17 protein-coding genes and 1 CRISPR repeat array are annotated in these 21745 nt (G+C 66.2%); of the genes, 3 read left to right on the forward strand and 14 right to left on the reverse strand.

Annotation, left to right across the window (positions count from 1 at the left end; translation table 11 throughout):
* The first annotated feature begins 27 nt into the window (after positions 1-27).
* Entirely contained in the window at positions 28-666 is a 639-nt protein-coding gene (lexA, locus tag ACZ48Y_RS09565) for a transcriptional repressor LexA (protein ID WP_464740744.1), read from the forward strand.
* Here the strand turns inward: lexA and ACZ48Y_RS09570 are convergent.
* The gene (locus ACZ48Y_RS09570; protein WP_464740745.1) at positions 646-2043 is read right to left on the reverse strand and encodes an FGGY family carbohydrate kinase; all 1398 of its coding nucleotides are present in this window, start codon (positions 2041-2043) and stop codon (positions 646-648) included. The two genes, lexA and ACZ48Y_RS09570, sit on opposite strands and share 21 nt — an antisense overlap.
* 75 nt (positions 2044-2118) lie before the next feature.
* Between ACZ48Y_RS09570 and ACZ48Y_RS09575 the strand changes: the two genes are divergently transcribed.
* On the forward strand, positions 2119-3324 hold the full coding sequence (locus tag ACZ48Y_RS09575) for a serine hydrolase domain-containing protein (protein ID WP_464740747.1): 1206 nt from the start codon (positions 2119-2121) through the stop codon (positions 3322-3324).
* 148 nt (positions 3325-3472) lie between these two features.
* Positions 3473-6085: a CRISPR direct-repeat array (repeat unit 30 nt; unit sequence GTTTCAAATCCCAGAAGGAACGTTGGGAAC).
* 167 nt (positions 6086-6252) lie between these two features.
* Here the strand turns inward: ACZ48Y_RS09575 and cas2 are convergent.
* The 9 genes from cas2 to ACZ48Y_RS09620 are packed head-to-tail and all read right to left on the reverse strand — an operon-like array spanning position 6253 to position 15795.
* Positions 6253-6516 (reverse strand): CRISPR-associated endonuclease Cas2, encoded by a 264-nt coding sequence (cas2, locus tag ACZ48Y_RS09580; RefSeq protein WP_464740749.1) that lies wholly within the window; start codon positions 6514-6516, stop codon positions 6253-6255.
* A gap of 2 nt (positions 6517-6518) precedes the next feature.
* Positions 6519-7505 carry a type I-B CRISPR-associated endonuclease Cas1b gene (gene cas1b, locus ACZ48Y_RS09585; RefSeq protein WP_464740751.1) on the reverse strand — a complete coding sequence of 329 codons (987 nt, stop codon included), beginning with the start codon at positions 7503-7505 and terminating at the stop codon, positions 6519-6521.
* A complete protein-coding gene (cas4, locus tag ACZ48Y_RS09590) occupies positions 7502-7942 on the reverse strand; it encodes a CRISPR-associated protein Cas4 (RefSeq protein ID WP_464740753.1) in 441 nt (146 codons plus the stop codon). Before cas4 ends, cas1b begins: the two co-directional genes overlap by 4 nt.
* 50 nt (positions 7943-7992) lie before the next feature.
* Positions 7993-10284: a CRISPR-associated endonuclease Cas3'' gene (locus ACZ48Y_RS09595; protein WP_464740755.1), complete on the reverse strand. Its 2292-nt coding sequence runs from the start codon at positions 10282-10284 to the stop codon at positions 7993-7995.
* Positions 10285-10287: 3 nt separating this feature from the next.
* Complete coding sequence (gene cas5, locus ACZ48Y_RS09600) at positions 10288-10983, reverse strand: CRISPR-associated protein Cas5 (protein WP_464740757.1); 696 nt, start codon at positions 10981-10983, stop codon at positions 10288-10290.
* Complete coding sequence (cas7b, locus tag ACZ48Y_RS09605; protein ID WP_464740759.1) at positions 10983-11933, reverse strand: type I-B CRISPR-associated protein Cas7/Csh2; 951 nt, start codon at positions 11931-11933, stop codon at positions 10983-10985. The genes cas5 and cas7b overlap by 1 nt, the downstream gene beginning before the upstream one ends.
* Positions 11930-13831: a TM1802 family CRISPR-associated protein gene (locus ACZ48Y_RS09610; RefSeq protein ID WP_464740761.1), complete on the reverse strand. Its 1902-nt coding sequence runs from the start codon at positions 13829-13831 to the stop codon at positions 11930-11932. The genes cas7b and ACZ48Y_RS09610 overlap by 4 nt, the downstream gene beginning before the upstream one ends.
* Positions 13824-14549 (reverse strand): CRISPR-associated endoribonuclease Cas6, encoded by a 726-nt coding sequence (cas6, locus tag ACZ48Y_RS09615; RefSeq protein ID WP_464740763.1) that lies wholly within the window; start codon positions 14547-14549, stop codon positions 13824-13826. The genes ACZ48Y_RS09610 and cas6 overlap by 8 nt, the downstream gene beginning before the upstream one ends.
* Before the next feature lie 52 nt (positions 14550-14601).
* Positions 14602-15795 carry a DNA polymerase Y family protein gene (locus ACZ48Y_RS09620; RefSeq protein WP_464740765.1) on the reverse strand — a complete coding sequence of 398 codons (1194 nt, stop codon included), beginning with the start codon at positions 15793-15795 and terminating at the stop codon, positions 14602-14604.
* Positions 15796-15867: 72 nt separating this feature from the next.
* Between ACZ48Y_RS09620 and ACZ48Y_RS09625 the strand changes: the two genes are divergently transcribed.
* Positions 15868-16980, forward strand: coding sequence for an MFS transporter (locus tag ACZ48Y_RS09625; RefSeq protein ID WP_464740767.1), 1113 nt, complete (start codon positions 15868-15870; stop codon positions 16978-16980).
* On the opposite strand, the gene sufD is transcribed toward ACZ48Y_RS09625, so the two are convergent.
* From sufD to ACZ48Y_RS09645, 4 genes are all read right to left on the reverse strand, one after another.
* On the reverse strand, positions 16977-18293 hold the full coding sequence (gene sufD, locus ACZ48Y_RS09630; RefSeq protein WP_464740769.1) for a Fe-S cluster assembly protein SufD: 1317 nt from the start codon (positions 18291-18293) through the stop codon (positions 16977-16979). The genes ACZ48Y_RS09625 and sufD overlap by 4 nt on opposite strands.
* Complete coding sequence (gene sufB / locus ACZ48Y_RS09635) at positions 18290-19696, reverse strand: Fe-S cluster assembly protein SufB (protein WP_464740771.1); 1407 nt, start codon at positions 19694-19696, stop codon at positions 18290-18292. Before sufB ends, sufD begins: the two co-directional genes overlap by 4 nt.
* Positions 19689-20441 (reverse strand): Fe-S cluster assembly ATPase SufC, encoded by a 753-nt coding sequence (gene sufC / locus ACZ48Y_RS09640; RefSeq protein ID WP_464740773.1) that lies wholly within the window; start codon positions 20439-20441, stop codon positions 19689-19691. Before sufC ends, sufB begins: the two co-directional genes overlap by 8 nt.
* A gap of 196 nt (positions 20442-20637) precedes the next feature.
* The gene (locus ACZ48Y_RS09645; protein ID WP_464740775.1) at positions 20638-21738 is read right to left on the reverse strand and encodes a trans-sulfuration enzyme family protein; all 1101 of its coding nucleotides are present in this window, start codon (positions 21736-21738) and stop codon (positions 20638-20640) included.
* Between the last annotated feature and the right edge of the window lie 7 nt (positions 21739-21745).

Below are 21745 nucleotides of genomic sequence, written 5' to 3' on the forward strand. Positions count from 1 at the left end.
TAAGCCTAGCGCGTTAGAGTGGTTCACGTGGAAACCTTACCGCCAGGTCAGGCCCGGGTCTTGCGGGCCCTGGCCGGGGCCCGCCCCCCGGTTTGGGCGAGCGAGCTCGCGGCCCAGCTGGGGATCACCCGGCAGGCGATCCGAAAGCACCTTTCGGCCCTTTCGCAAAAGGGGCTGGTGCGCACCTCGGTGCGCCCGCGCCGGGGGACGATCGTCGAGCTCACCGAGGCCGGCAAGCGCTGGTTGGGCCTGGGGGGACTGCCGATCGTCGGGGAGATCGCCGCCGGCGAGCCCGGCTTTGCCGACGCCCGCCGCGAGGGCTACGCGGAGCGGCTGGCGGACCTCTTTCCCCTGCAGCCGGGGGACTTCCTCTTGCGGGTACGCGGTGACTCGATGCAGGGGCTCGGCATCTTCCCCGGGGACTACGTCGTCGTCCGCCCCTTCGAGGCCGAGCCCGAGCCCGGCGCGGTGGTGGTCGCGCTGCTTCCCGGCGAGGAGACCGCCACCTTGAAGCGCTACTACCGCGAGGGGGACGAGGTGGTGCTGGTCTCGGAGAACCCCGCTTATCCGCCGATGCGCTTTCCCGCCGGGGCGGTGCGCATCCAGGGGCGGGTGCGCTTCCACCTCGGCGACCTGCGCAACCGCCTACGCCAAAAGCGCGGCTAGCTCGGCCTTCCAGGCGGCGTAGGCGGCGTGCAGTTCGGGGTTTTCCCGGGGCGTGAAGGTCGTCGCCGCTCCCGCCCAGTCCGCGGGCCTTTGGGCGAGCAAGAACGCCAGCCCCCGGGCGGTGGCCTCGATCGCCCGGGGCCTGTAGACCGGCCGGCCGCTGAGGTCGGCGAGGCGCTGGGCCAGGCCGTCGAGCCGGGCCAGGCCGCCGCTGAGGTGGATCGCGCGGGCCGGGGAAAGGACGGTCTCGATCGCCTTTAGATTTTCCACGATCAAGAAGACGATGCTCTCGACCACCGCCACCGCCCGGTCCCGCAGGTCGCCCGCGCCGACGAAGCGGCTCTCGACGTCGGTGCGCCAGTAGGGGGCGCCGAGGCCGTTGATCGCGTTGAGGAAGCGGACCGGCGAGGGGCCGGCGTCGAGCCACGCGGGGAGCCGGGCAAAGAGGTCCTCGACCCCGTGGGTGCGGGCGAACCACATGAGCGCTGCCCCGGCCCCGTTCACCGTGCCCTCGAGGAGGTAGGCCGGGCCGCTGGCGTCCGCGTGCAGCACCCCGGTGAGGAGCCGGGGGTGGCGCCTCGGCGTCTTCCCGGTGGGCCGGAGGACGAAGGCCCCGGTCCCGGCGTTGACGTAGGCCAGCGCCTCAAAGAGCGGTCCGTGGCCGAAGAGCGCGGCCTGCTGGTCGCCGGTGACCAGCTCCAGGGGCACCCCCCGGAGGTCGCCGATGGTGGTGGCGTTGGGGCGGACCTCGGGTAGGGGCGCGCGGGGGAGGGCAAAGCGCTCGATCAACCAGGGGTCCCAGTCCAGGGTCTTCAGGTTCAGAAGCTGGGTGCGCTGGGCGTTCACCGGGTCCGCGACCAGGGGCACGCGCCCCGTGAGCCTTGCGGCAAGCCAGCTGGCCATCGGACCGAAGCCGAGCCGCCCTTCCTCGGCGGCGCGGCGCACCTTTGGAAGGTGCGCAAGGCACCAGCGGAGCTTGCTCGCGCCGTAGTGGGGGGAGAGGAAGAGGCCGCTAAGGCGGTGGATTGTCGCCTCGAAGGGCCGCAAGGCCTCGACCAGGGCCTGTCCGCGCACGTCCTGCCAGCCGAGGACCGGCCCCAGCGCTTCGCCGGTGGTCCGGTCCCAGCAGGCGACGTTCGAGCGCTGGGTGGCGAGGCCCGCGGCGATCACCTGGGAGCGCTTTGGGCCCAGAGCGGCGAGGGCATCTTCCACCACCTCCAGGATCGAGGCCAAAAGCGCGTCCGGGGCGTACTCGAGCCTGCCCGGTCCGGGCTGGATCGGCGTCACCTCGCGGACCGAGCGCAGGACCTCGCGCCCCTTTGCGTCGAAGACGATCGCCCGGCTCGCGTGCCCGCCCTGATCGATGGCCAGGAACATGCCCCAGCTTACCCGCCGCCTCGCCACGCTTTGGCCACGGCCGGGGGGCTAGCCTTGGGCGATCGGAGGGAGGAGATGAAACGTTATCCGATCTGGCTGATGCTCCTGGGGCTTGGCTTGCTGTCCGCCTGCACCCCGCCCGGCCCCGGTGGCATCGTGGACAAGGTGGTCTTCGACCCCGCGGCGATGGAGGCCGCGCTGCGCGAGGCGTACGAGGGCAAGGTGGTGGGGTTTGGCTACGCGATTAACCACCAGGGGAAGCTCGCCCGCGCCGGTGGCTGGGGCCTTGCTCGGCGCTCGGTGGACGGCGGCCTGCCCATGCAGGCCACGACCCGAATGCACCTGGCGAGCGTGAGCAAAACGGTGAACGCGATCTACTTCTTCCACGTGCTCGAGCGCGTCCGGGCCGAGAAGGGCGACGCCTACCTGGGATTGGGCTCACCGGTGGGCCTCTGGCTGCCCCCGACCTGGGAGCGGGGGATGGGCTTTTCGCTGACCGGTGGAGTGACCTTCTTCCAGCTCCTCGCGCACACCAGCGGTCTGGCCCAGCGCTGGGACGGGCTCGACGAGGACGCGCAGGCCTTCTGGAACAACGGCTGGGAGGGGCTTAAGTACATCGTCTCCCTGGGGACCACGCCGAACTCGCCCCGGAAGTACAAGAACGCCAACAGCGCCTTCTTCCGGGTCCTGATCCCCCGCATCCTGCGTCTGTCCGGGGTCGCCCCCCTGGTCGCGATCACCGAGGATACCGCGGGCCCGGCCTACCTCGAGTACCTCAACCAGTTCGTGATGGCCCCGATCGGGATTACCCGCCGGGTGGACTGCCGCGGCTACCGGGACTACGCGATGTACTACGACTTCGATGGCCCCCGGGAGGCGGGCTTCCTCTACGACAAGGGCGACGTGGGCTGCGGCGGCCACGCCGGGTTGCAGATGTCGGTGCTCGAGCTCGCCCGTCTGCTGGCTTACGTCCGCTACACCAACCTCATCCTGGGACCGGAGAGTCGGGCGGCGATGACCCAGGACGCGCTCGGCTGGTTCCAGGCCTTCGAAAGCGGTGCACCGGAGACCGCGCGGCTGTTGAAGGCCGGGGACTGGATCACCTACTACGAGGGCAAGACGACCAACCCCAACGCCCGCGCCGAGCTCCACACCTGCGTGCTCTGGTTCCCGCGCCAGGTGGAGGCGGTCCTCTTCGTTAACTCCTCGCTGGGCCCTGGGGCCATGAGGCCCTGTACGGCGCTTGGCATGGCCTACGAAAAGGCCCTGGTCGCCCCTTAACCGCGACAGCGTGGCCCTGCGGGGGGTCGGCGAGTTCCTTCAACAACCCAGGAAGCTTTCCCCCAGGGGTTGGCTTTGAGTGAAACACGCAAACTCTAAGGCGATCAGCGGCCATCAAGCCTCGATCATGCCGCCATATTGGCGGTGAGTTTCAAATCCCAGAAGGAACGTTGGGAACGGGAAGGGGCGTGCTCGGGCTTGTGTGATGAAGTATGACGGTTTCAAATCCCAGAAGGAACGTTGGGAACGGCCTCCAGGGCTTTCCGCCCCAACGCTTCAACCAGCTGTTTCAAATCCCAGAAGGAACGTTGGGAACAGCACCTCGGAAACCGGGAAGAAGGTGTTCAGGATCCGTTTCAAATCCCAGAAGGAACGTTGGGAACTCCGGGGGGCAGGTGGTCACCGACCGCCTGGTGGGCTGCTACATGTTTCAAATCCCAGAAGGAACGTTGGGAACTGACCATGCTCAAGAAGCTCTCGTCCGTTTGGCAAAAGGTTTCAAATCCCAGAAGGAACGTTGGGAACATGACGCTCGGCGGCTCTTGCCGTGGGAGCAGTTGTTTCAAATCCCAGAAGGAACGTTGGGAACAAAGAGTGCTCCCCTCGCCGAACGGGTCGTAGCGGGGTTTCAAATCCCAGAAGGAACGTTGGGAACGATCGGTGAGGCGCTTCGCATGGCGCGTGAGGACTACTAGTTTCAAATCCCAGAAGGAACGTTGGGAACAAACGGCGAACAAGGTCAACACGCTAAGCGACGCCATGTTTCAAATCCCAGAAGGAACGTTGGGAACCCTTTGGGGAGCCGCAGAAACTCGAATGGGTTCTGCGGGTTTCAAATCCCAGAAGGAACGTTGGGAACTCGGAATCGAACGCGATATTCTCGATTACATTGAGGGTTTCAAATCCCAGAAGGAACGTTGGGAACCAAGCAGAACCTTGCGAAGTTTTCCCATTTCCACCCATTTCAAATCCCAGAAGGAACGTTGGGAACAAGGGGTCAACCCTTGTGCCGAGATCCTCCTCCGGGAATTTCAAATCCCAGAAGGAACGTTGGGAACAAGGGGTCAACCCTTGTGCCGAGATCCTCCTCCGGGAATTTCAAATCCCAGAAGGAACGTTGGGAACAAGCGATAAAGATTACCGGCAAATATTGCGGGTTTAGCCCATTTCAAATCCCAGAAGGAACGTTGGGAACGGGAATGACAAGGTTATAGACCCCCTCCGTGTAGACACGTTTCAAATCCCAGAAGGAACGTTGGGAACGGGAATGACAAGGTTATAGACCCCCTCCGTGTAGACACGTTTCAAATCCCAGAAGGAACGTTGGGAACCGCATAGCCCCAGTGAAGCCCTTGAAGCCCTTATAGAGTTTCAAATCCCAGAAGGAACGTTGGGAACCCCGGCGACCGCAACGATGAGCTTGTCATGAACCCGTTGTTTCAAATCCCAGAAGGAACGTTGGGAACTCCCCTCTGCCCGTAGCTGCCGCGCACGCAGGCGTACGGGTTTCAAATCCCAGAAGGAACGTTGGGAACGGGTTCACGAAGGCCGATGTCTTCTTCGGCCTGTGGCGGTTTCAAATCCCAGAAGGAACGTTGGGAACTTTGGTTCGGGCTTCGGCCTTTGGTCTCGGCGATAGTCGTTTCAAATCCCAGAAGGAACGTTGGGAACACCTTTAACATTAGGCTTTCACACCTACTCTGTGCCTCGTTTCAAATCCCAGAAGGAACGTTGGGAACAGGGTAAACCCGCCGACGACATCAGGGTAGGCTTCGCGTTTCAAATCCCAGAAGGAACGTTGGGAACTGCCGGGCTTGAGCCTGATACTAGTGATTGGAATGAGTATGTTTCAAATCCCAGAAGGAACGTTGGGAACGCGCCCGGGGTGTGATCCTACCCCGGGCCGGGAAGGAGGGTTTCAAATCCCAGAAGGAACGTTGGGAACGGTGCCCTTAAAAAGGGCAGAAAGGAGAGTACGATGAAGGTTTCAAATCCCAGAAGGAACGTTGGGAACTCGGCCACGGCCTGGCGAACCGCCTCGGCCTGGCCGGGGGTGTTTCAAATCCCAGAAGGAACGTTGGGAACCGCGCCGCGCCCGCAAGGAGGTCCTCGAGATCGAGGGGGTGTTTCAAATCCCAGAAGGAACGTTGGGAACGAGGAAACGCTTGCTCAGTTTGCTAGGGGGGCGTAATGTAGTTTCAAATCCCAGAAGGAACGTTGGGAACCGACGAATTTCTAGCGGCCTTGACGTCCGCCGAGGCGTTTCAAATCCCAGAAGGAACGTTGGGAACCCGGGGCTTTGCAGCATACATCCCCGTTGGCGCGCGAGAGTTTCAAATCCCAGAAGGAACGTTGGGAACTTTTTTTTTGCATGATGCATGGCCATAGAGGGGTTGAGTTTCAAATCCCAGAAGGAACGTTGGGAACCCGATCGCCTTGGCGACGGCCTCGCGGATGGCGTTGGTGTTTCAAATCCCAGAAGGAACGTTGGGAACCGGGGCCAAGGACCTCGAGGCCCGCATGAAGGAGGACGTTTCAAATCCCAGAAGGAACGTTGGGAACCGCACCGTCGCCGGTGGAACTAGCACCGGCGATGGTGTTTCAAATCCCAGAAGGAACGTTGGGAACCGCCCATGGTCTATCCGGCCTTCCACGCCTGGGCCGGTTTCAAATCCCAGAAGGAACGTTGGGAACGTCCTCCACCAGCTCCAACGGCTCCGCCAACAAACCAGTTTCAAATCCCAGAAGGAACGTTGGGAACCCATAAAATAGCGTGAGCATCGAGAATGTGAATGTCGTCCCGAGCTGTCAAAGAGCGCGCTGGATCACAGGTGTGCCCAGCAAGGCCCTCGGGGCCTGCGTCTACAGCTTAGCACATCTTGCGTCGACCCCCCGGGGTTTTTGACCGATTGGGGGTCGACGTAAGACTCAAAGAATCTGCTCGGGTTCGTTTTTGCTGGTACCTAGGAACTCCTTGGCGAGGCAGGCATCGCGTTTGATGATGTAGAAGCGAACCGCGTCCACGTCGGGTTCGATGACCTTGCGCAGGTCGGCTTTCAAATGCTCGAACTGGGCCGGGGTCAGCTCGCCCTCGAGGACCGAGTTCTGCACCCAGGTAAGGTAGCGCCGTCCGACCTTGAGCACTTTTACCACACGCTCGACGTTGACGTCGTAGGCCATGATGACGTACATGGTTAGGACCTCTGCTTGAACGGCTCGTAGGGCGCGTCGCCAAGCAGGTGTTTTTCAAGCTTGTAGAGCTCCAAGCGCAACGTCGTCCTCCACGATACCGACCGCTTGAGTGCCGGGTGCTTGTAGCTGGTTTGCAAAAAGCGCTCCCATGCCTCGACCACCCGCTTGCGCCCGCGTTCGTTGAGAAAGACCCCACCGCCTTCCTGAAGGAAGTGTTTTGTCTGGATCTGGCCGCGGTTCACGAGCCGGAAAATGAGCCGGTCGACGTACGTGGGTTTGAAGACTTCGGCGACGTCGAGGTTCAAGGTGTGGCGCCTGAAGTTGGTTTCGTGAAGATAGCCGATCCTGGGATCGAGATGCGTCTGATAGATCTGGCTGAGGATCGCGGTGTAGAGCAGGGAGTTCAAGAAGCTGATGAGGGCGTTGATCGGCGAGGCGGGAGGGCGGCGCGTGCGCTGATCGAGGGCGAAGGCGTCGGGCATGAACGCCTTCCACGCGTGGTAATAGACTTCTCGCGCGTTGCCTTCAATGGCCATGAGTTCGGCCACGTTGAGCACCTCCTCCACCCGGCCTTGCAGGAGGCGAATGGTCGCGATCGCGTCCTCCAGCTCCGCGCCTCTTCGTCGGTAGTAGCTTAGGACGCGTGCGAGGTTTTCGGTGGCCCCCCGAACGAAGCGTTTGGCCAGGTCGATGCGCAACGTAAACTTTAGGTAGTGCTCGGCTTGCTTGAGGATAAGGTGCCCTGAGCTCAAATATTCGCGCGGGTAGTACGTTCCCGCGTAGTAGCCATAGCGGTTGTAAACGTGCATGAGGATGCGGTTTTGCGTCAAGAACTCGAGCAGCCGCTTGTTGAGCTCCAGCTCGCCAAACGCGTGGATCTCGGAGACCTGTTTGACGGGGAGCGCGCGTTTTCCGTCTTCGGTCTCCAGGAACAGGGTGTTCTGGTGGCGGGTGAGCCTTCCGTTTGAGAAGATGTAGACGGGCTTCATGGTTCGGCGATCCAGCAAAAGGCGAAGTAGGCGCAGCTCGTGCAGTATGGGATGCGTTGGGCGGTGGGGGGCGTGGGCTGCGGTAGCAGGGATTCAAGCTCCTCTAGGACCTTGTGTACCTCCTGACGCAGTTGGGGTGTGAGGGCGAGCTGCTCGACGCGTCGCTCCCGGGGGTAGCGGAGTTCTCCCCGGGCCTTGACGCCCTCGGCTTCGAGGCGCATGAGGTAGTAGGCCAGCTGCAGGCGGTGCGCGTGGGTGGCGCCGCTGGAGAGCTTGACTTCGGCCGCGACCAGCGCGCCGTCTTTGCGTTCGATGAGGTCCACCTTCATGCCGGGCAGGTGGACTTCGTGTCGTGATTTCGGATAGGCGGTGGCGTGGAGGAGCCGCCCCAAGCTTAACCGCTCGTGGTCCCTCCAGGGCTCGATCGCGTGGGCCATGAGCCAGGCCTCCCGGGGGCAGATGGCGTAATACCAAACGAGGGTGCCGCCTAAAGGAACTGGTCCTCGAAGCCGATCTCCCATTTGAACCCCGTTTCCTGGTCGTAAAAGGCGTCCAGCTCGTCCCGGGGGATGAGAAGGTAATCCTCCCGGCCGAAGAGGGTCGAGGAGGGCAGGTTCTTGGCGGCGACGTGCGCGATGGGGTTGATCGTGTAGCGGTTGAGGTGGGGGCGGAGGGCGCGCAGCTCGGTGCGTCGTCGGTGGGGGTCCTCGAGCTCGAGGATGGCGTGGAGCCGATCGAGCACCTCGGAGGCGAGTTCGTCTTGTTCGACGAAGATGGGCACGCGCACCAGGCGTTCCTGAATCAGGGAGAAGCAGCAAACGTCGCAGGCGTCCGGTTGACCCGGGGCGCAGGCGCCGCACCCTTCCGGATAGCCTCGCCGGCAGAAACGCAGCCGTTGCTTGGCCTCGACGAAGCCCCGTGCGAGATCGCTGGTAAGCCTGCGCGCGATGTCGTCGAAGTACGCGCCGAGGGCCGCGTTGAGCTCGAGATCCGTGGCGGGGAGCTCCTGTTCAAAGAACTTCCTGGCGACGTCCGAGAGCACCCGGCCGTAGACCCGACCGAGCGTGCCTTCGTCGGGCATGAGATGAAGGGTGCCTACGGGGCGCTGCGCCGATCGGTTCACCCGTCCCGCTACCTGGACCACGGCTTCGGCCGGCCCCAGGTCGCGCCAAGCCTCGTAAAAGTCCAGATCCAGACCGGCCTCGACGATGGAGGTGGCGACCAGGGTGAAGGGAGCACCCGCCTTCAGTGCGCCTTTGACCTTGTCGAGGGTGGCCTCGCGATCCCTTGGGGTGAGGTTGGTGGAGAGGTAAAAGGCCGGCCAGCCCAGGGCCTTCTGCTCGCGGTAAAGCTGAAGGGAACGGGTGATCGTGTTGACCACGATCAGGCGGGGGGCCTCGGGAGGGGTTTGGGGAGGGCCTGGCGCGGCTTCGATCCGCACGCGAACCGGGTATCCCGCGAGGCTCGGCGCGAGCTCGCGCGCCTTCGGAAGGAGGGCTGGCTGGGTGGCGGTGGCCAGGACCACCGTGTTGCCGAGCGCGATGTATTCTTCCAAAAGCGCTCGCAGCAGCGGCCAGTGTTCGACGGGGAAGGCCTGGACCTCGTCGAGGAGGAGGATGCTTCCACCGGTCAAGCGATGGAGCTTTTTGAGCATGCGGTTGCGGTGGCCGTAGAGCGTCTCCGCGATCTGGACGAAGGTCGTGACCACGACCTCGGCCTCCCAGGCTTCCGCGAGCAAAAGGGTGTCCTCGAGGGGGGCGAGTTCGTCCTCCGGGCCCAGTTCGCTGAGGTGGTGATGGGCGAGCAGGAGCCGCTTTGGGTCGCCCCCCGCCTCCGAGAGGGCCTTGGCGAAGACCTCGCGGTTTTGCTCGATGAGGTTGATGAAGGGCAGCGCGTAGATGATGCGTGGTTCCTGGCCGCGTTCCTTTCTTAGGCGTTCGCGAAGCTTGAGCGCGAAGTTGAACAGCGTCAGGGTCTTGCCGGACCCCGTGGGCGCGGTGAGGGTGAGGGCCGCGGGGAAGAGGTCGCCGAGCGGCGCGGTCTCGACGTGCGCGTCCACGTGGGCAAAGAGCCGTGCCCGAAAGGGCGCGAGGTTGCTGGTGTCGCGCAGCGCCCTGACCCGCTGCTCGGCGGCGTGGCTGGGGAGGGGCAGACGTGGAGCGGCACGCACCCCGGCGGCGAGACGCTTGTCGGCGTCGATGAGCAGGGAAAAGAGCCGGGTGGTGCGCCAGTAGTCGCCGTGACGCCGGAAGCTGCGGCGCATCCGTTGTGCGAAGGCCTCGAGGTCCCCGGCCTGGTAGGAACGAAAGGCCTTCGCCAAACCCAGCTCCTCGATGAGCGCGACCGCTGCTTCGCTTTGGGCCAGCGCGCGGGTCTGCTCGGCGACCACCGCGTAGGGGGATGCGCCGGACTTGAGGACCTCGGGGTCGTAGCGGTCCGGGAGCAGCGCGGTGGGCGTTGCGAGGTGCCCGTGATGCCTGGCGACGGCAAGGAAGACGGCCGGGGCGTCGAGCCCTCGTTGGTGGGCCACCCAGGCGCCGAAGAGGGCGCCCGCGAAGGCGTGGTGCAGCCTTCTGCCGTGGGTCCTTTTGAGCGCGCGTCGCTCGGTTTCGTCCGCGAAGAGGTAGGCCTGGAACCAGGGGGTGGCCTTGTAGAGGTCGTGGACCAGCCCAGCCAGTTCGGCCTCCTGGCGCAGGTCGTCCGGTGCCCAGCTCGCGGCCAGTGCTGCCACGCCCCGCAGGTGCTCGATCAGGGGTTCGCCGGGCCTGGAGCAGAGCACGCGTCAGCCTTCCAGGGCCCAGCGTCGCGTTCTGGCTGCGAAGACCGGGCCGGCGTAGTCGAGGCCAACGGCGCGGCCGGTGGCCTCGATGCCCAGATTGGCGATGTCGAGCAGGTTCCTCTGGGCGTCAAGGCGCAGGGGGTAGCGGTCGTGGAGGATCCGCCCGCCGCCCTCGAAGCGCCGTACCTTGGCGATGTCGAAGGCCCCCAGGAGGGGACCAGACGCCCCCTCCTGGACCTCGCCCTCGACCCACCCCGCTTCTTCGACGAAGGCCAGCGCGAAGGCCGAACCCAATGAGAGGGGAAAGCGTGGCCGGGCGAGGGCCTGAATCAGGGCTTCAGGGTCTTCTCCGACCGCGATCACCTCGTAGCGCACCCGCTCCTCCGGTGTCCGCGGCACGATGAGCTGAAGGGGGACCTGGGTGTGCTCGCCCCCGGCGAGGTTTTTCGCCGGCGCGCCTTGTTTGATCATCAGATGGTTCACGGTTTGCATGAGGTAGCGCCAGGGCGACAGGGGACGCACCGAGAAGCGCCAGGCTTCGAAGCGGACGGCGTACTCCGGACCCAGGCCCATGGCGGCGCCCAGGATGCCCCTCAGGGTGGGCGGCGGGGGGATGGGGTAGGACAGCGAGGAGGAGTTGGTGTAAAAGCGCCGGAAATGCGCGAGCTTTCCAGAGATCACGAAGCGAAGGGCGCGCATCACCCCACCTGCTGCACCGCGGGCAACGCCTCCAGTCCGGCCGCCTTGAGGTCCGGGTGGACCCAAAGCCGAACCTCTTCGATGTCGTGCTGGCGTTCCACCAGCGCCTCGGCGAGTGGGGTCAGGTCCAGCGTGTAGTCCTCGACGGAGCGCACCTTGCGGGGGGAGAGGCCTTCTTTGGGAAGGAACCGCACGAGGTCACGGAAGTCGCCGACCGGCGGGAAGGGATACCGGCCTTCGCGGTAGCGCACGTGCAGGTACAGACGGGGCGTCTGCCCGAACTTGCTGCGCGTCGTGGCTTGGGCGGGGATCGCGCGGAGCAGGGCGTCTTCGAGCGCATCGAGGTCGGCTTCCCTTAGCGCGGTGGCCTTCGCGCGTGCCGCCGAAACCCTGCCCATGAAGGCGATCAAGCCGTAGTGAAGGCGCCAGTCCTTGCCGAACGTGCCGAACTCGTTCTCCCGTCCGGCGAAGGTCGAGGAGATCGTTGCCGACTCGACGATCTCCGCCGGGTGAAGGGTGTAGCCCCAGGCGAACTGGACCGGACCGGTAAAGGTGAGGCCGCCACCCTGGCCGGCGCCTTCGCCTTTGATGGGCATGGTCGCCCCAAAGAGGCGCACGTCGATCAGCTTGTCGAGGAGCCAGGCGACGAAGGTTTGGGGCACGCTCTTCCTGATGTCGATGGCTTCGCCGGTGGCCTCCTTGTACGCCTCGGCCAAGGCCTTCAAGCGTTGATCGGCGCTGACCGTGTCGCCGTCGAGCGTGCGCACCCAGACATCTTGCCCATTGTCCAGCCAGTAATCCCGAAGGTAGCGTTTCAGGCGGACGTCGGAGACGAGGGCCCGGCCCGTCGCGTGGTCCATCCGTGGTTTGTTCTCTTCGTCCGGGTCGCCGTTCGGATTCGCCATCTTGGCGTCGTAAAGGAACAGAATCTCTCCGTCCAAGCGCTTCATGCGTCCTCTCCTTTCCTTCGTGCCGCGCCCAGGTTCAGGATGCGGCGGGTTTCCATGCCGTAGCCGAGCAGGATGAAAAAGGCGTTTTCTTCGTCGGACAGGCGCCATCTGGGTTCATGGCGGGCCAGCAACTCCATGGCGGTTGCGAAGAGGGCTTCGCTGTCCGCGTCCAGGCGGCGGTACTCCCCGAGTTTTTCGAAGAGCTCGACCGCGAACCGCTTGACCTTTTCGAGCGGCATGCCCTGGTAGCCCACCTTCTCCAGGATGGGTTTGCTCTTCCCGCGTTTGTACTGCTCGCTGGCAACCCGGGCCAAGAGGACGCCCAGCAGGTACAACGCGGCCTTTTCGTCCTCCAGGCCCAACGCGCGCAGCGGTTCGCTTGGGATGCCGGTCTCCGTTGCCGTGTCCATACCAACCTCCTCCAAGAGCCCCGTCTTGCGCAGAAAGATCAGCCAAGCCGCCATTTGCAGGAGGACCGTCTCGACGTCGGGGCAGTCGTCGGGACAGCCTTTGCTGACGTAAAGGCTAGGGTTGTTCCGGTAGACGAAGCGAAGCACGGCAAGGAACCGGCGCACCCAGTCGCGTTCGAGCTGCGGCTCTTGCAAGAGCAGCGCCTTCAGCGCGGTGAGCGCCGGGCCGACCTCCGGCCCATCCCTTCTGGCGTGGAGCGGAAGGAGGTAGAGCAGGGCGATCATGCCGGCAAGCCACTTGCCGTGGTCGTTCCAGGGTGGGGGGCCGAACCCTTGCTCCATCGTCCGGTTGGCTTCGCCGAAGGCTTGCAGGAGCGACAGGATCCAGCTGGGCTCGACCTCGGGCACGGTCTCCTTGATCTTCGTGGCCGAGTTGGCGCGTTCGATGAAGAGCAATGTGATTTGAGGTAGGTCGCTAATCTCTGCGAGGCGCCCGAGCAGCTCGGGCAGGCGTTCGATGCGCTCGAGGCCGTTGGTGGCGTTCGTCAACGCCTCGCTCAAGGCGTCTAGCTCATCCCGCGTGTAGGGTTTGGGTCCCAGGGTGGGCACGATCAAGGTGGCGGTCTGCAGCACGCGCGTTTCCAGGTGGCGCGTCACGTAGCGTTCTCCGGCCAGCGCGGCAGTGTAGCAGGCTCGGCAAAGCCCGTAGTTTTTGGGCCAGTTGGCGGGGTCCAGCGCGTAGGCGAAGTTCACCTTGTCGTTGATGAAGAACTTGAGCTGGAAGTGCTTGAAGTTCCCCGTCACCCGGGCGGCCTCGCCGCAGCCGTGGCAGCGTCCCTGCCGGGCTTCCTCAAACGCTTCTCCGACGATGGTTTGCAGCATGTACTGGCGGTAGGCCGGAAGCAGGGCCAAGGGGGTCCCGTTGATGGCGAGGCTAAAGAGCACGCCCCGCTTGGGAAGGTCGAGGCGTTCGAGGAGCAGGGAAGCTAGCGTTCCTGCCCGCTCCTTGGGCGAAAGGGTGCGCAGTTCGCTCCAGGTCGCATCGTCAACGAGGCCAAGGCGCCGCGCATCGAGGAGATGGGCGTACTTGCGGTCGCCTCCCCTGGCCTCGGGGTCGGTGTCGAAGAGGTCGGGGAAGACGTCATCCAAGCGCTCGCGGAGCTCTGGGGGCGTGTTCGCGTCCTGGGTGAGCGCGTAGAAGGTCTGGCCCAGGAGGTAGTCGAGGCGGTTGGTGGTCAGCCGCACCTTGGGGTCGTTGGCCCGGGGGTTGCCCAGCCAAAGGTAGCGCCGGGCGCGTTCCTCGTCGAGGACTTCGGTGCGAACCTCGAGCGCGGGTGGGTCGGACCGAAGGTCCAGGATGGCCAGAAGCCGTGGCTGCCCCCTTGGGGGCCTGCCGACTTTTTCGACGGGGGCGACCAGGGCCTCGAGCACCTCCCCGGCGTCGCCCTCGAGCACGGCGTTCCCGATCTGGATGAGCTCCCTAACCACGTTCGGCCTCCACGAACCCGAACCCCTGGCTCCCGAGGGCCCCGAGCCCCGAGGTCAACACCACCCAGGTGGCCTCGGGGCTGGCCTCGAGGCGGTAGCGCCCCATCCAGCCCTCGACGACGAGCTTGCGAAAGCGCTCGATCTTCTTGTGCCGGGGCGTGATCTCGATGGGGGTCACCCGCACCTCCTCGGCGGTTTTACCCAGGGCCGCGGCCTTGGTGCGGATATTTCGGACCAGGAGCTCGGCGAACGCGGGCTCTTCCGGGCGGAAGTAGCGCCGGCGTCCGTTCTCCTTGCGGAACACGGTGACCGGGGAGCGGGCGACGAGGGTCACCGGCCCGGATGGCGGGACGACCTCGGTGGCCATCAGCTCGTCCTGGAACAGGGTCATGCCGCCGAGCCGCAGCGCGTAGATCCGCATCAGGGCCATGCTCAGGGCCTCGACGACCTCGGGCAGCGGCGAGGCGAACTTAAAGCGCACTGGACCGGTGACCCGGAAGGTCTTGGTGGCGGTGTCCGGGGTGAGCCGGCCGGTGAGGCGGGAGAAGACGAAGGGTTTCCAGCGCCCCTGCGGGGTGGTCAGACCCTCGTCGTGCAGCCAGGTGCTCAGGTCCTCGGGGAGGAGGTGGTAGATCAAGCCTTGCAGCGCTTCGCGGTAGGCGAACGGCAGGGTGCCGGGCGCTTTGGGGGTCCATCGGGCTTCGAGGTAATGGATCATGTTTCTCCCAGGCTAGCGTGGATTTTGGCGAGCGCGGGGTTATTCGGCCTCGTCACACCGCGAAGTCTGGCAGCTTGTCGAAGGCGATGCGGTACTCGCCGGCGTCGCCGACGAGGTCGAGGGTGGCGGGGCGGACGGCGTCCGGGCCGAAACGGGCGTTGATGCGGTCCAGGGCGTCGCTCAAGCGCTGGTTCTTGCGTTCCTCGGGGAAGAGGGAGAGGCCCGGGCTCAGGGAGAGGTCGCCCAGGACCACCGCCACCTTGAGCACCGGGCGCCGCGCGTCTTCGGGCCAGAGCCGGTCGAGGGCCTGGATCAGGGTGCGGGTGGCCTGGGTGGGGGTGAGGTGGAGGAAGGCGGCGTGATCCGCGCCCTCCAAAAAGCGCAGGTGGAGGCCCAGCGACCCCGCCGCGTACCCCGCCTTGCGCATGCGGGCGGCGGCCTTGACCAGAAGGCGCACCGCCACCATGCGGGCCGTTGGGGGCGGGCGGAACTCGGGGGCGAGGACGTGGGAGTGGGCGAAGGAGCGGCGGCGGGTGGGGACCTCGGGCAGGTCCTCGCCGCGCAGGTTCCAGTACATGCGCTCGCCGAGGACGCCGCCCCAGGCCTTGCGCAGGAGGGGGAGGGGGGCCTCGGTGAGCTGGCGGACGGTGAAGATGCCGAGGCGGTTCAGGCGGCGCGCCATACGGCGGCCGATGCCGTAGAGGTCGGTGAGCTCGAGCGTCCAGAGGACCTCGGGGAGGTCCCTTTGCTCGATCAGCACCAGGCCGTTGGGCTTTTCGAGCTCGGTGGCGACCTTGGCCAGAAAGCGGTTGGGCCCGCCCCCGACCGAGGCGTAAAGGTGCGCGCCCACCTCGCGGCGGATGGCCTCCTTGAGGGCCAGGGCCAGCGCGCGGGCGTGGGGGGCCTCGTTCTTGAGCAGGCGAAAGCGCATCTCGTCGACCGAGCGCACCGCCTCGACGGGCAGCACGCGTTCGACGGCGCGAAGGATCGCGTGGTGCACCTCGACGTAGCGCCGGGGCCGGGCCTGGATCACCCGTAGGCCGGGGCAGCGGGCCCGGGCCTCGAACACCGGGGTGCCGGTCTTGACCCCGCACCTGCGCGCTTCGTAGCTGGCGGCGATGCAGACCGTGGTCTCGGCCTCGACCGGGACCACGCAGACCGGCGTTCCCCGGAGCTCGGGGCGGTCCTGTTGCTCGACCGAGGCGAAGTAGGCGTTCATGTCCAGAAAGAGGTAGCGGAGCGTCATAGGCTCCCGTAGTTTACACTTGACAACCTAAAGGGGTTCAAGGCAGCCCAGGCGCGGTAGCCTCGGGCGGGGATGCCCTGGCGCCTCTTCCTCGTCGCCTGGCTGTACGAGCTCGGGTCCTGGTTCGGCTTCCTCGGCGTCGTCTCCTGGCTCGAGGCCCGGGGCGGGGCAGGCTGGGTCAGCGCCTATTTCGTGCTCTATAACGGCGTGCAGCTCCCCGCGGTCTTCCTGCTCGGTCCCTGGCTGGACCGCACCGACCGGGGCCGGGCGGTGGCGCTTTTGCCGTTGTTGCCCTTGCTGTGGTTGCTCGCGCTGGTGGCCGTCCCCGAGCTTGTGCTGGGGGTCTTCGTGGGGGCGGCGTTTGCGGTCGCCGACGAGTTGCTCTATGCCCTGGTGCCCGCGGCGATCCCGCTCCTCGTCCCCGGGGCGCGGGTGGCCCGGGCCAACGCGGTCTGGTCCGCGGGCTCGGGGGTGCTCTTCGCCCTGGCCCCCGCGCTGGCGGGGGCGATCGCCGAGGCCTGGGGGCCCTTTGCCCCCCTTTGGATCGCCGCCCTGGCCTCGGCTGCGGCGCTGTGCTTTTCGCTGGGGCTGTCCACCGGGCGGGCCCCGGCGAAGGAGGCGGGCTGGCGGCAGGCCGCCGTGCAGCCGCCGGTGGTCTGGGGGAGCCTGGCGGTCTTTTGGGTGGCGATCGGGAGCGGGGTGGTCCACGCCGCGCTGCCGGTCTTGAGCGGCGGCGGCCAGGCCTACGGCGTTTTGCTCTCCGCGCTCGGGGCGGGCTGGCTCCTGACCTCGCTGTGGCGGATGCGGGGCCCGTTTCGGCCGGCATCCGTGGCCGCGCTGGGGGTCCTTTTGCACGCGTTGAGCAACGCGCTCTTGGGCCTTGGGCGCCTGCTGCCGGGGGCGTTTTTGAAGGGGGTGGCGATCGCGAACTTCACCCTCGGGCTCAACACCCTGTTTCAGCAGGTGCTGCCCGCGGGGCTGCTGGGGCGGGCGTTCTCCCTGGGCTGGGCGGCGGGCAACCTGGGCCAGCTCTTCGGGGCGGGGGCGTTCGGCTGGCTGATGCCCCGGCTCGGCCCAGAGGCGCTCTTGCTGGGAAGCGCCGGGCTTGCGCTGTTGGCGCTTTACTCCCTAAAAAACGTCGGGCGGGCCGGGAGGCCCCGGCCCGCCGAACGCGAAGGGCGTTAGATGCGGATCTTTTCCTCGATGACCCGGGCCAGGTGCTTGGCCAGGGGGCGCAAGGGGATACGCCCCAGGACGTCCTCGAGGAAGGCCGCGACGAGGAGGTTCTCCGCGCTCTGGCGGGAGATTCCCCGGGTTTCCAAGTAGAAGATCTGCTGTTCGTCGACCGGCGCGATCGAGGAGCCGTGGGAGCAGCGCACGTCGTTGGCCGCGATCTCCAGCTGCGGGACGCTGTTGGCCCGGGCGGTGCGGGAGAGCAGGAGGTTGCGGTTGGTCTGGTAGGCGTCGGTCTTCTGGGCGCCGGGCTCGAGCTTGATCAGGCCCTGGTAGACGACCCGGCCCTGGTCCTTGGCCGCGCCCTTGTAGTAGACGTCGCTGCGGGCGTGGGGGGCGACGTGGTGCTGGAGGGTGTAGTGGTCGTGGTGCTGGGTCTCGGTGGCGAAGTAGACCCCGAGCATCTCCGAGTCCGCCCCCGCGCCGATCAGCTCCGAGCCCACCTCGGCGCGGGCGAAGCGGGCGCCGAGGTTGACCATCAGGTCCTTGAGGCTGGCGTCCTTTTCCAGCACCGCACGCTGGCGGTAGACGTGGCTCGCCGCCTTCCCCCGGGTCTGCACGTTGGCGTGGATCAGCCCCGCCCCCGGGCGCAGGAAGAGCTCGGTCATCCCCACGTGGACCGCCTCGTGGTCGGTCTCGGTGAGGTGCTCCTCGACGTAGGCCAGGCGGGCGTGATCGTCGAGGAGGATCAGGGTGCGGCTGAGCGCCAGCTCGTCGGGCTCGGCGACGAAGAAGACGCCGACCGGGGCCTCGAGCTCGACCCCCGCCGGGGCGTAGAGGAAGGCCCCGTGGGTCCAAAGCGCGGCGTTCAGCGCCGGGAGCTTGTCGTTGGCGTCGCCTTTTTGCCGCGCGGGGATGGCCTTGTAGAGGTTGGCCTCGACGAGGTGGGGGTAGGTCGCAAGGGCCTCGTGCAGGCTGGTCAGGACCAGGCCCTTTTGGCGTAGCGCCTCGGGGACCTCGGCGTAGACCAGGTCTGCCCCCAGGAAGACCAAGAAGGCGCTTAAGTCGGTGTCCTCGAGGCGCTTACGGACCACCGCGGGGAGCGCGTCGCGGCTGAGCGTGCGCTCCTTGGGCAGGCCCAGCGGCAGGTCGAAGGGGACCTGCTTCAAGACCCCGGCGGAGTAGCGCCACTCCTCGGTCTTCTTGTCCGGCCAGGGGACGGCCTCGAAGACCGCGTGCGCCCCTTTGCGGGCCTCGATCAGCCAGGCCGGCTCGCCGAGGCGCTTGGCGAGCTTTTCCGGGTCGTAGGGAAGGGCCTTGATCATCCGACGGATCCCTCCATCTCCAGCTCGATCAGGCGGTTGAGCTCGACCGCGAACTCCAGCGGCAGCTCCTTGGAGACCGGCTCGATGAAGCCGCGCACGATCAAGGCCGCGGCCTCGTCCTCGGGGAGGCCGCGGGTCTGGAGGTAGAAGATCTGGTCGTCGGCGAGGCGGCTCACCGTGGCCTCGTGGCCGATCTGCGCGGTCTCGTTCTCGATGTCCATGTAGGGGTAGGTGTCGGTCTTGGAGGCGGGGTCGATGAGCAGCGCGTCGCACTCGACGTTGGCCCGGGCGCGGTCGGCGGTCTTGTTGACCTTGACCAGGCCGCGGTAGCTCGAGCGCCCCTCCCCCTTGCTGATCGACTTGGAGACGATCTGACCGGAGGTGTCCGGGGCGAGGTGGATCAGCTTGGCCCCGGTGTCCAGGTGCTGGCCGGTCTTGGCGAAGGCGATCGAGAGCACTTCGCTCCGCGCCCCCCGCCCTTTGAGGATCGAGGAGGGGTACTTCATCGTCACCTTCGAGCCCAGGTTGCCGTCGAGCCACATGTGGTAGCCGTTCTCCTCGACGATCGCCCGCTGGGTGACCAGGTTGTACATGTTGGTCGGCCAGTTCTGGATCGTGGTGTAGCGGGAGTGAGCGTTCTTGTGCACGTAGATCTCGATGACCCCGGTGTGCAGCGCCTCGGTGGTGTAGAGCGGCGCGGTGCAGCCCTCGATGTAGTGCACCTTGGCGCCCTCGTCGACGATGATCAGGGTGCGCTCGAACTGCCCGAAGCCCGCGGTGTTCACCCGGAAGTAGGCCTGCAGGGGCACCTCGACCTCGACCCCGGGCGGCACGTAGACGAAGGAGCCACCGGACCAGACCGCGGAGTTGAGAGCCGCGAACTTGTTGTCCGAGGGGGGCACGATCTTGGCGAAGTACTTCTTAAAGAGCTCCTCGTGCGTCTTGAGCCCCTCCTCGATGGAGACGAAGATGACCCCCTTCTTCTCCAGCTCCTCCTTGATGTTGTGGTAGACGACCTCGGAGTCGTACTGCGCCCCGACCCCGGCGAGGACCTTGCGCTCGGCCTCGGGGATGCCCAGGCGCTCGTAGGTCTTCTTGATCTCCTCGGGGACCTCGTCCCATCGCTCCACCGGGCCCCGCGAGGGCGGCTTGACGTAGTAGTAGAAGTCGTCGAACTTCTTCTCCAGCTCGCTGATGTCCGGCCCCCACTTGGGCATGGGGAGCTTGAAGAAGGTCTCCAGGGCCTTGAGCCGGAACTCGGTCATCCAGGCCGGCTCGCCCTTCATCTCGGAGATCTTCCTCACCGTCTCCGGGGTCAGCCCTTTCAGGGCGACCTCGGGCTCGACCTCGTCCTTGAAGCCCCAGCGGTAGTCGTCGGCGATGTGTTTCAGGTCCTCAGGCACCTGCCACCTCCTCCTTCAGCCAGTCGTAGCCGCGCTTCTCCAGCTCCAGCGCGAGCTCGGGCCCGCCGCTCTTGACCACCCGGCCGTCCATCATCACGTGCACGACGTCGGGAACGATGTAGTTCAAAAGGCGCTGGTAGTGGGTGATGACCAGCGCGCCGAACTCCGGGCCGCGCATCGAGTTGACGCCCCGGGCGACGATCTTGAGGGCGTCGATGTCCAGGCCCGAGTCGGTCTCGTCGAGCACCGCGTAGCGGGGCTTGAGCACCAGCAGCTGAAGGATCTCGTTGCGCTTTTTCTCGCCCCCGGAAAAGCCCTCGTTCAGGTAGCGGGAGAGGATCTCCTCGTCCCACTCCAGGACCTTGAGGGCCTGCTGCACCCGCTCGTAGAACTCGGTGACCGGGACGTCGCGGCCGAGCCGCTCCTTGAGCGCCAGGCGCAGGAAGTTGGCGATCGAGACCCCGGGCACCTCCACCGGGTACTGGAAGGCCAAGAAGAGGCCCTTGCGCGCCCGCTCGTCGGGCTCGAGCCCGGTGATCGGCTCGCCGTCCAGCAAGATCTCGCCCTTTTCCACCTCGTAGGTGGGGTCCCCGGCGATGACCTTGCCCAGGGTGCTCTTCCCGGCGCCGTTCGGCCCCATCAAGGCGTGCACCTCGCCGAGCGGCAGGCTGAGGTTGACGCCCTTGAGGATCATCTGACCGTCGTGCGAGACCCAGAGGTCTTTAATTTCAAGCTTCTTCTCCATGTCCATAACCCTCCCATGGCCCCGAAGGGCTAGGTTCAGTTTAGCGGTCAATCGTTTTAATGTCTACCGGTTAACTCAGGATTAGGCGATGAAGCCTTCGCCAAGGGGCCCCATCCGCTCTCGCCTTGCCGGGTACGGGTGCGCCTGAGGGCTTGCGGTGCGTTTCGGTGCGAGGGCACGCTCTCCGAATGAGCCCTTAGATCACCTCGAGGGCCTGGGCCAGGTCCTCGCGCAGGGCTTCGGGCGATTCCAGCCCGGCGTGCAGGCGGACCAAGCCCCCGGGAAAGCCGTAGGCCTCGCGGATGCGCGGCTGGGCGGCGAGGGGCAGGACCAGGGACTCGTGCCCGCCCCAGGAGACGCCCTTTTTGAAGCGCTTCAGGGCGTTGGCGAAGCGACGGGCCGCGCCCTCGTCGGCGAGCTCGAGGGCAAAGAGGCTCCCCGGTGCCCGCAGGTACTTGCCCGGCTGGGGAAAGTGCACCGCCTTCACCGCGGGGTGCTCGGCGAGGAACGCCGCGAGCTCGCGCGCGGTCTCGCCATGGCGCTCGAGCCGCAAGGGCAGGGTGCGCAGGCCGCGCAGCAAGAGCCAGGCCTCGTAGGGGCTGAGCTTGGCCCCCAAGAGGGTGCGCCAGGGGCGGATCGCCGCGATCCGCTCCCGGTCCCCGGCGACCACCCCGGCGATCGTGTCGGAATGGCCGGAGAAGAACTTGGAGGCGGAGTGCACGACGAGGTCCACCCCCTGTTCCCGGGGGTTGGCGAGCACCCCCGCGGTGTAGGTGGCGTCGATGAGGCTGAGTGCCCCGGCTCGCCGCGCGGCCTCGGCGAGCCGCAGCACCGGAGGCACCTCGAAGGTGTAGGAGGTCGGGGCCTCGAGGTACAAAAGCCGTGCCCCCACGAGGTCGCGTTCGACGCCCTCGAGGTCCAGCGCGTCGCGCCAGCGGGTCTCGATCCCCCAGGCTTCGAGGCGGCGCAGCAGGTGGTAGCCGCCGGCGTAGATGGGGCCGGCGACGACCACCCGGTCCCCGGGTTTGAGGAAGGCCATCAGGCTTGCGGCCAGGGCCCCCATGCCGCTGGCGAAGGCCAGCGCGTCCTCGGCGCGCTCGAGGCGGGCGATCTTTTCCTCGAACTGGCGGACCGTGGGATTGTCGACCCGGGAGTAGTAGGGGGCCTCGCCGCTGAGCATCGCCGCTTCCAGGTCCTCGACGGTCTCGAAGGCGAAGAGCGAGCTGGTGTGGATGGCCGGGGCCGCCTCCCCCAAGGGGCGGGGCTCGTCCTCCAGGAGAAAGTCCAGGGGGTTCACCCCTCCA

The sequence above is a fragment of the Rhabdothermus arcticus genome, from assembly GCF_055382915.1.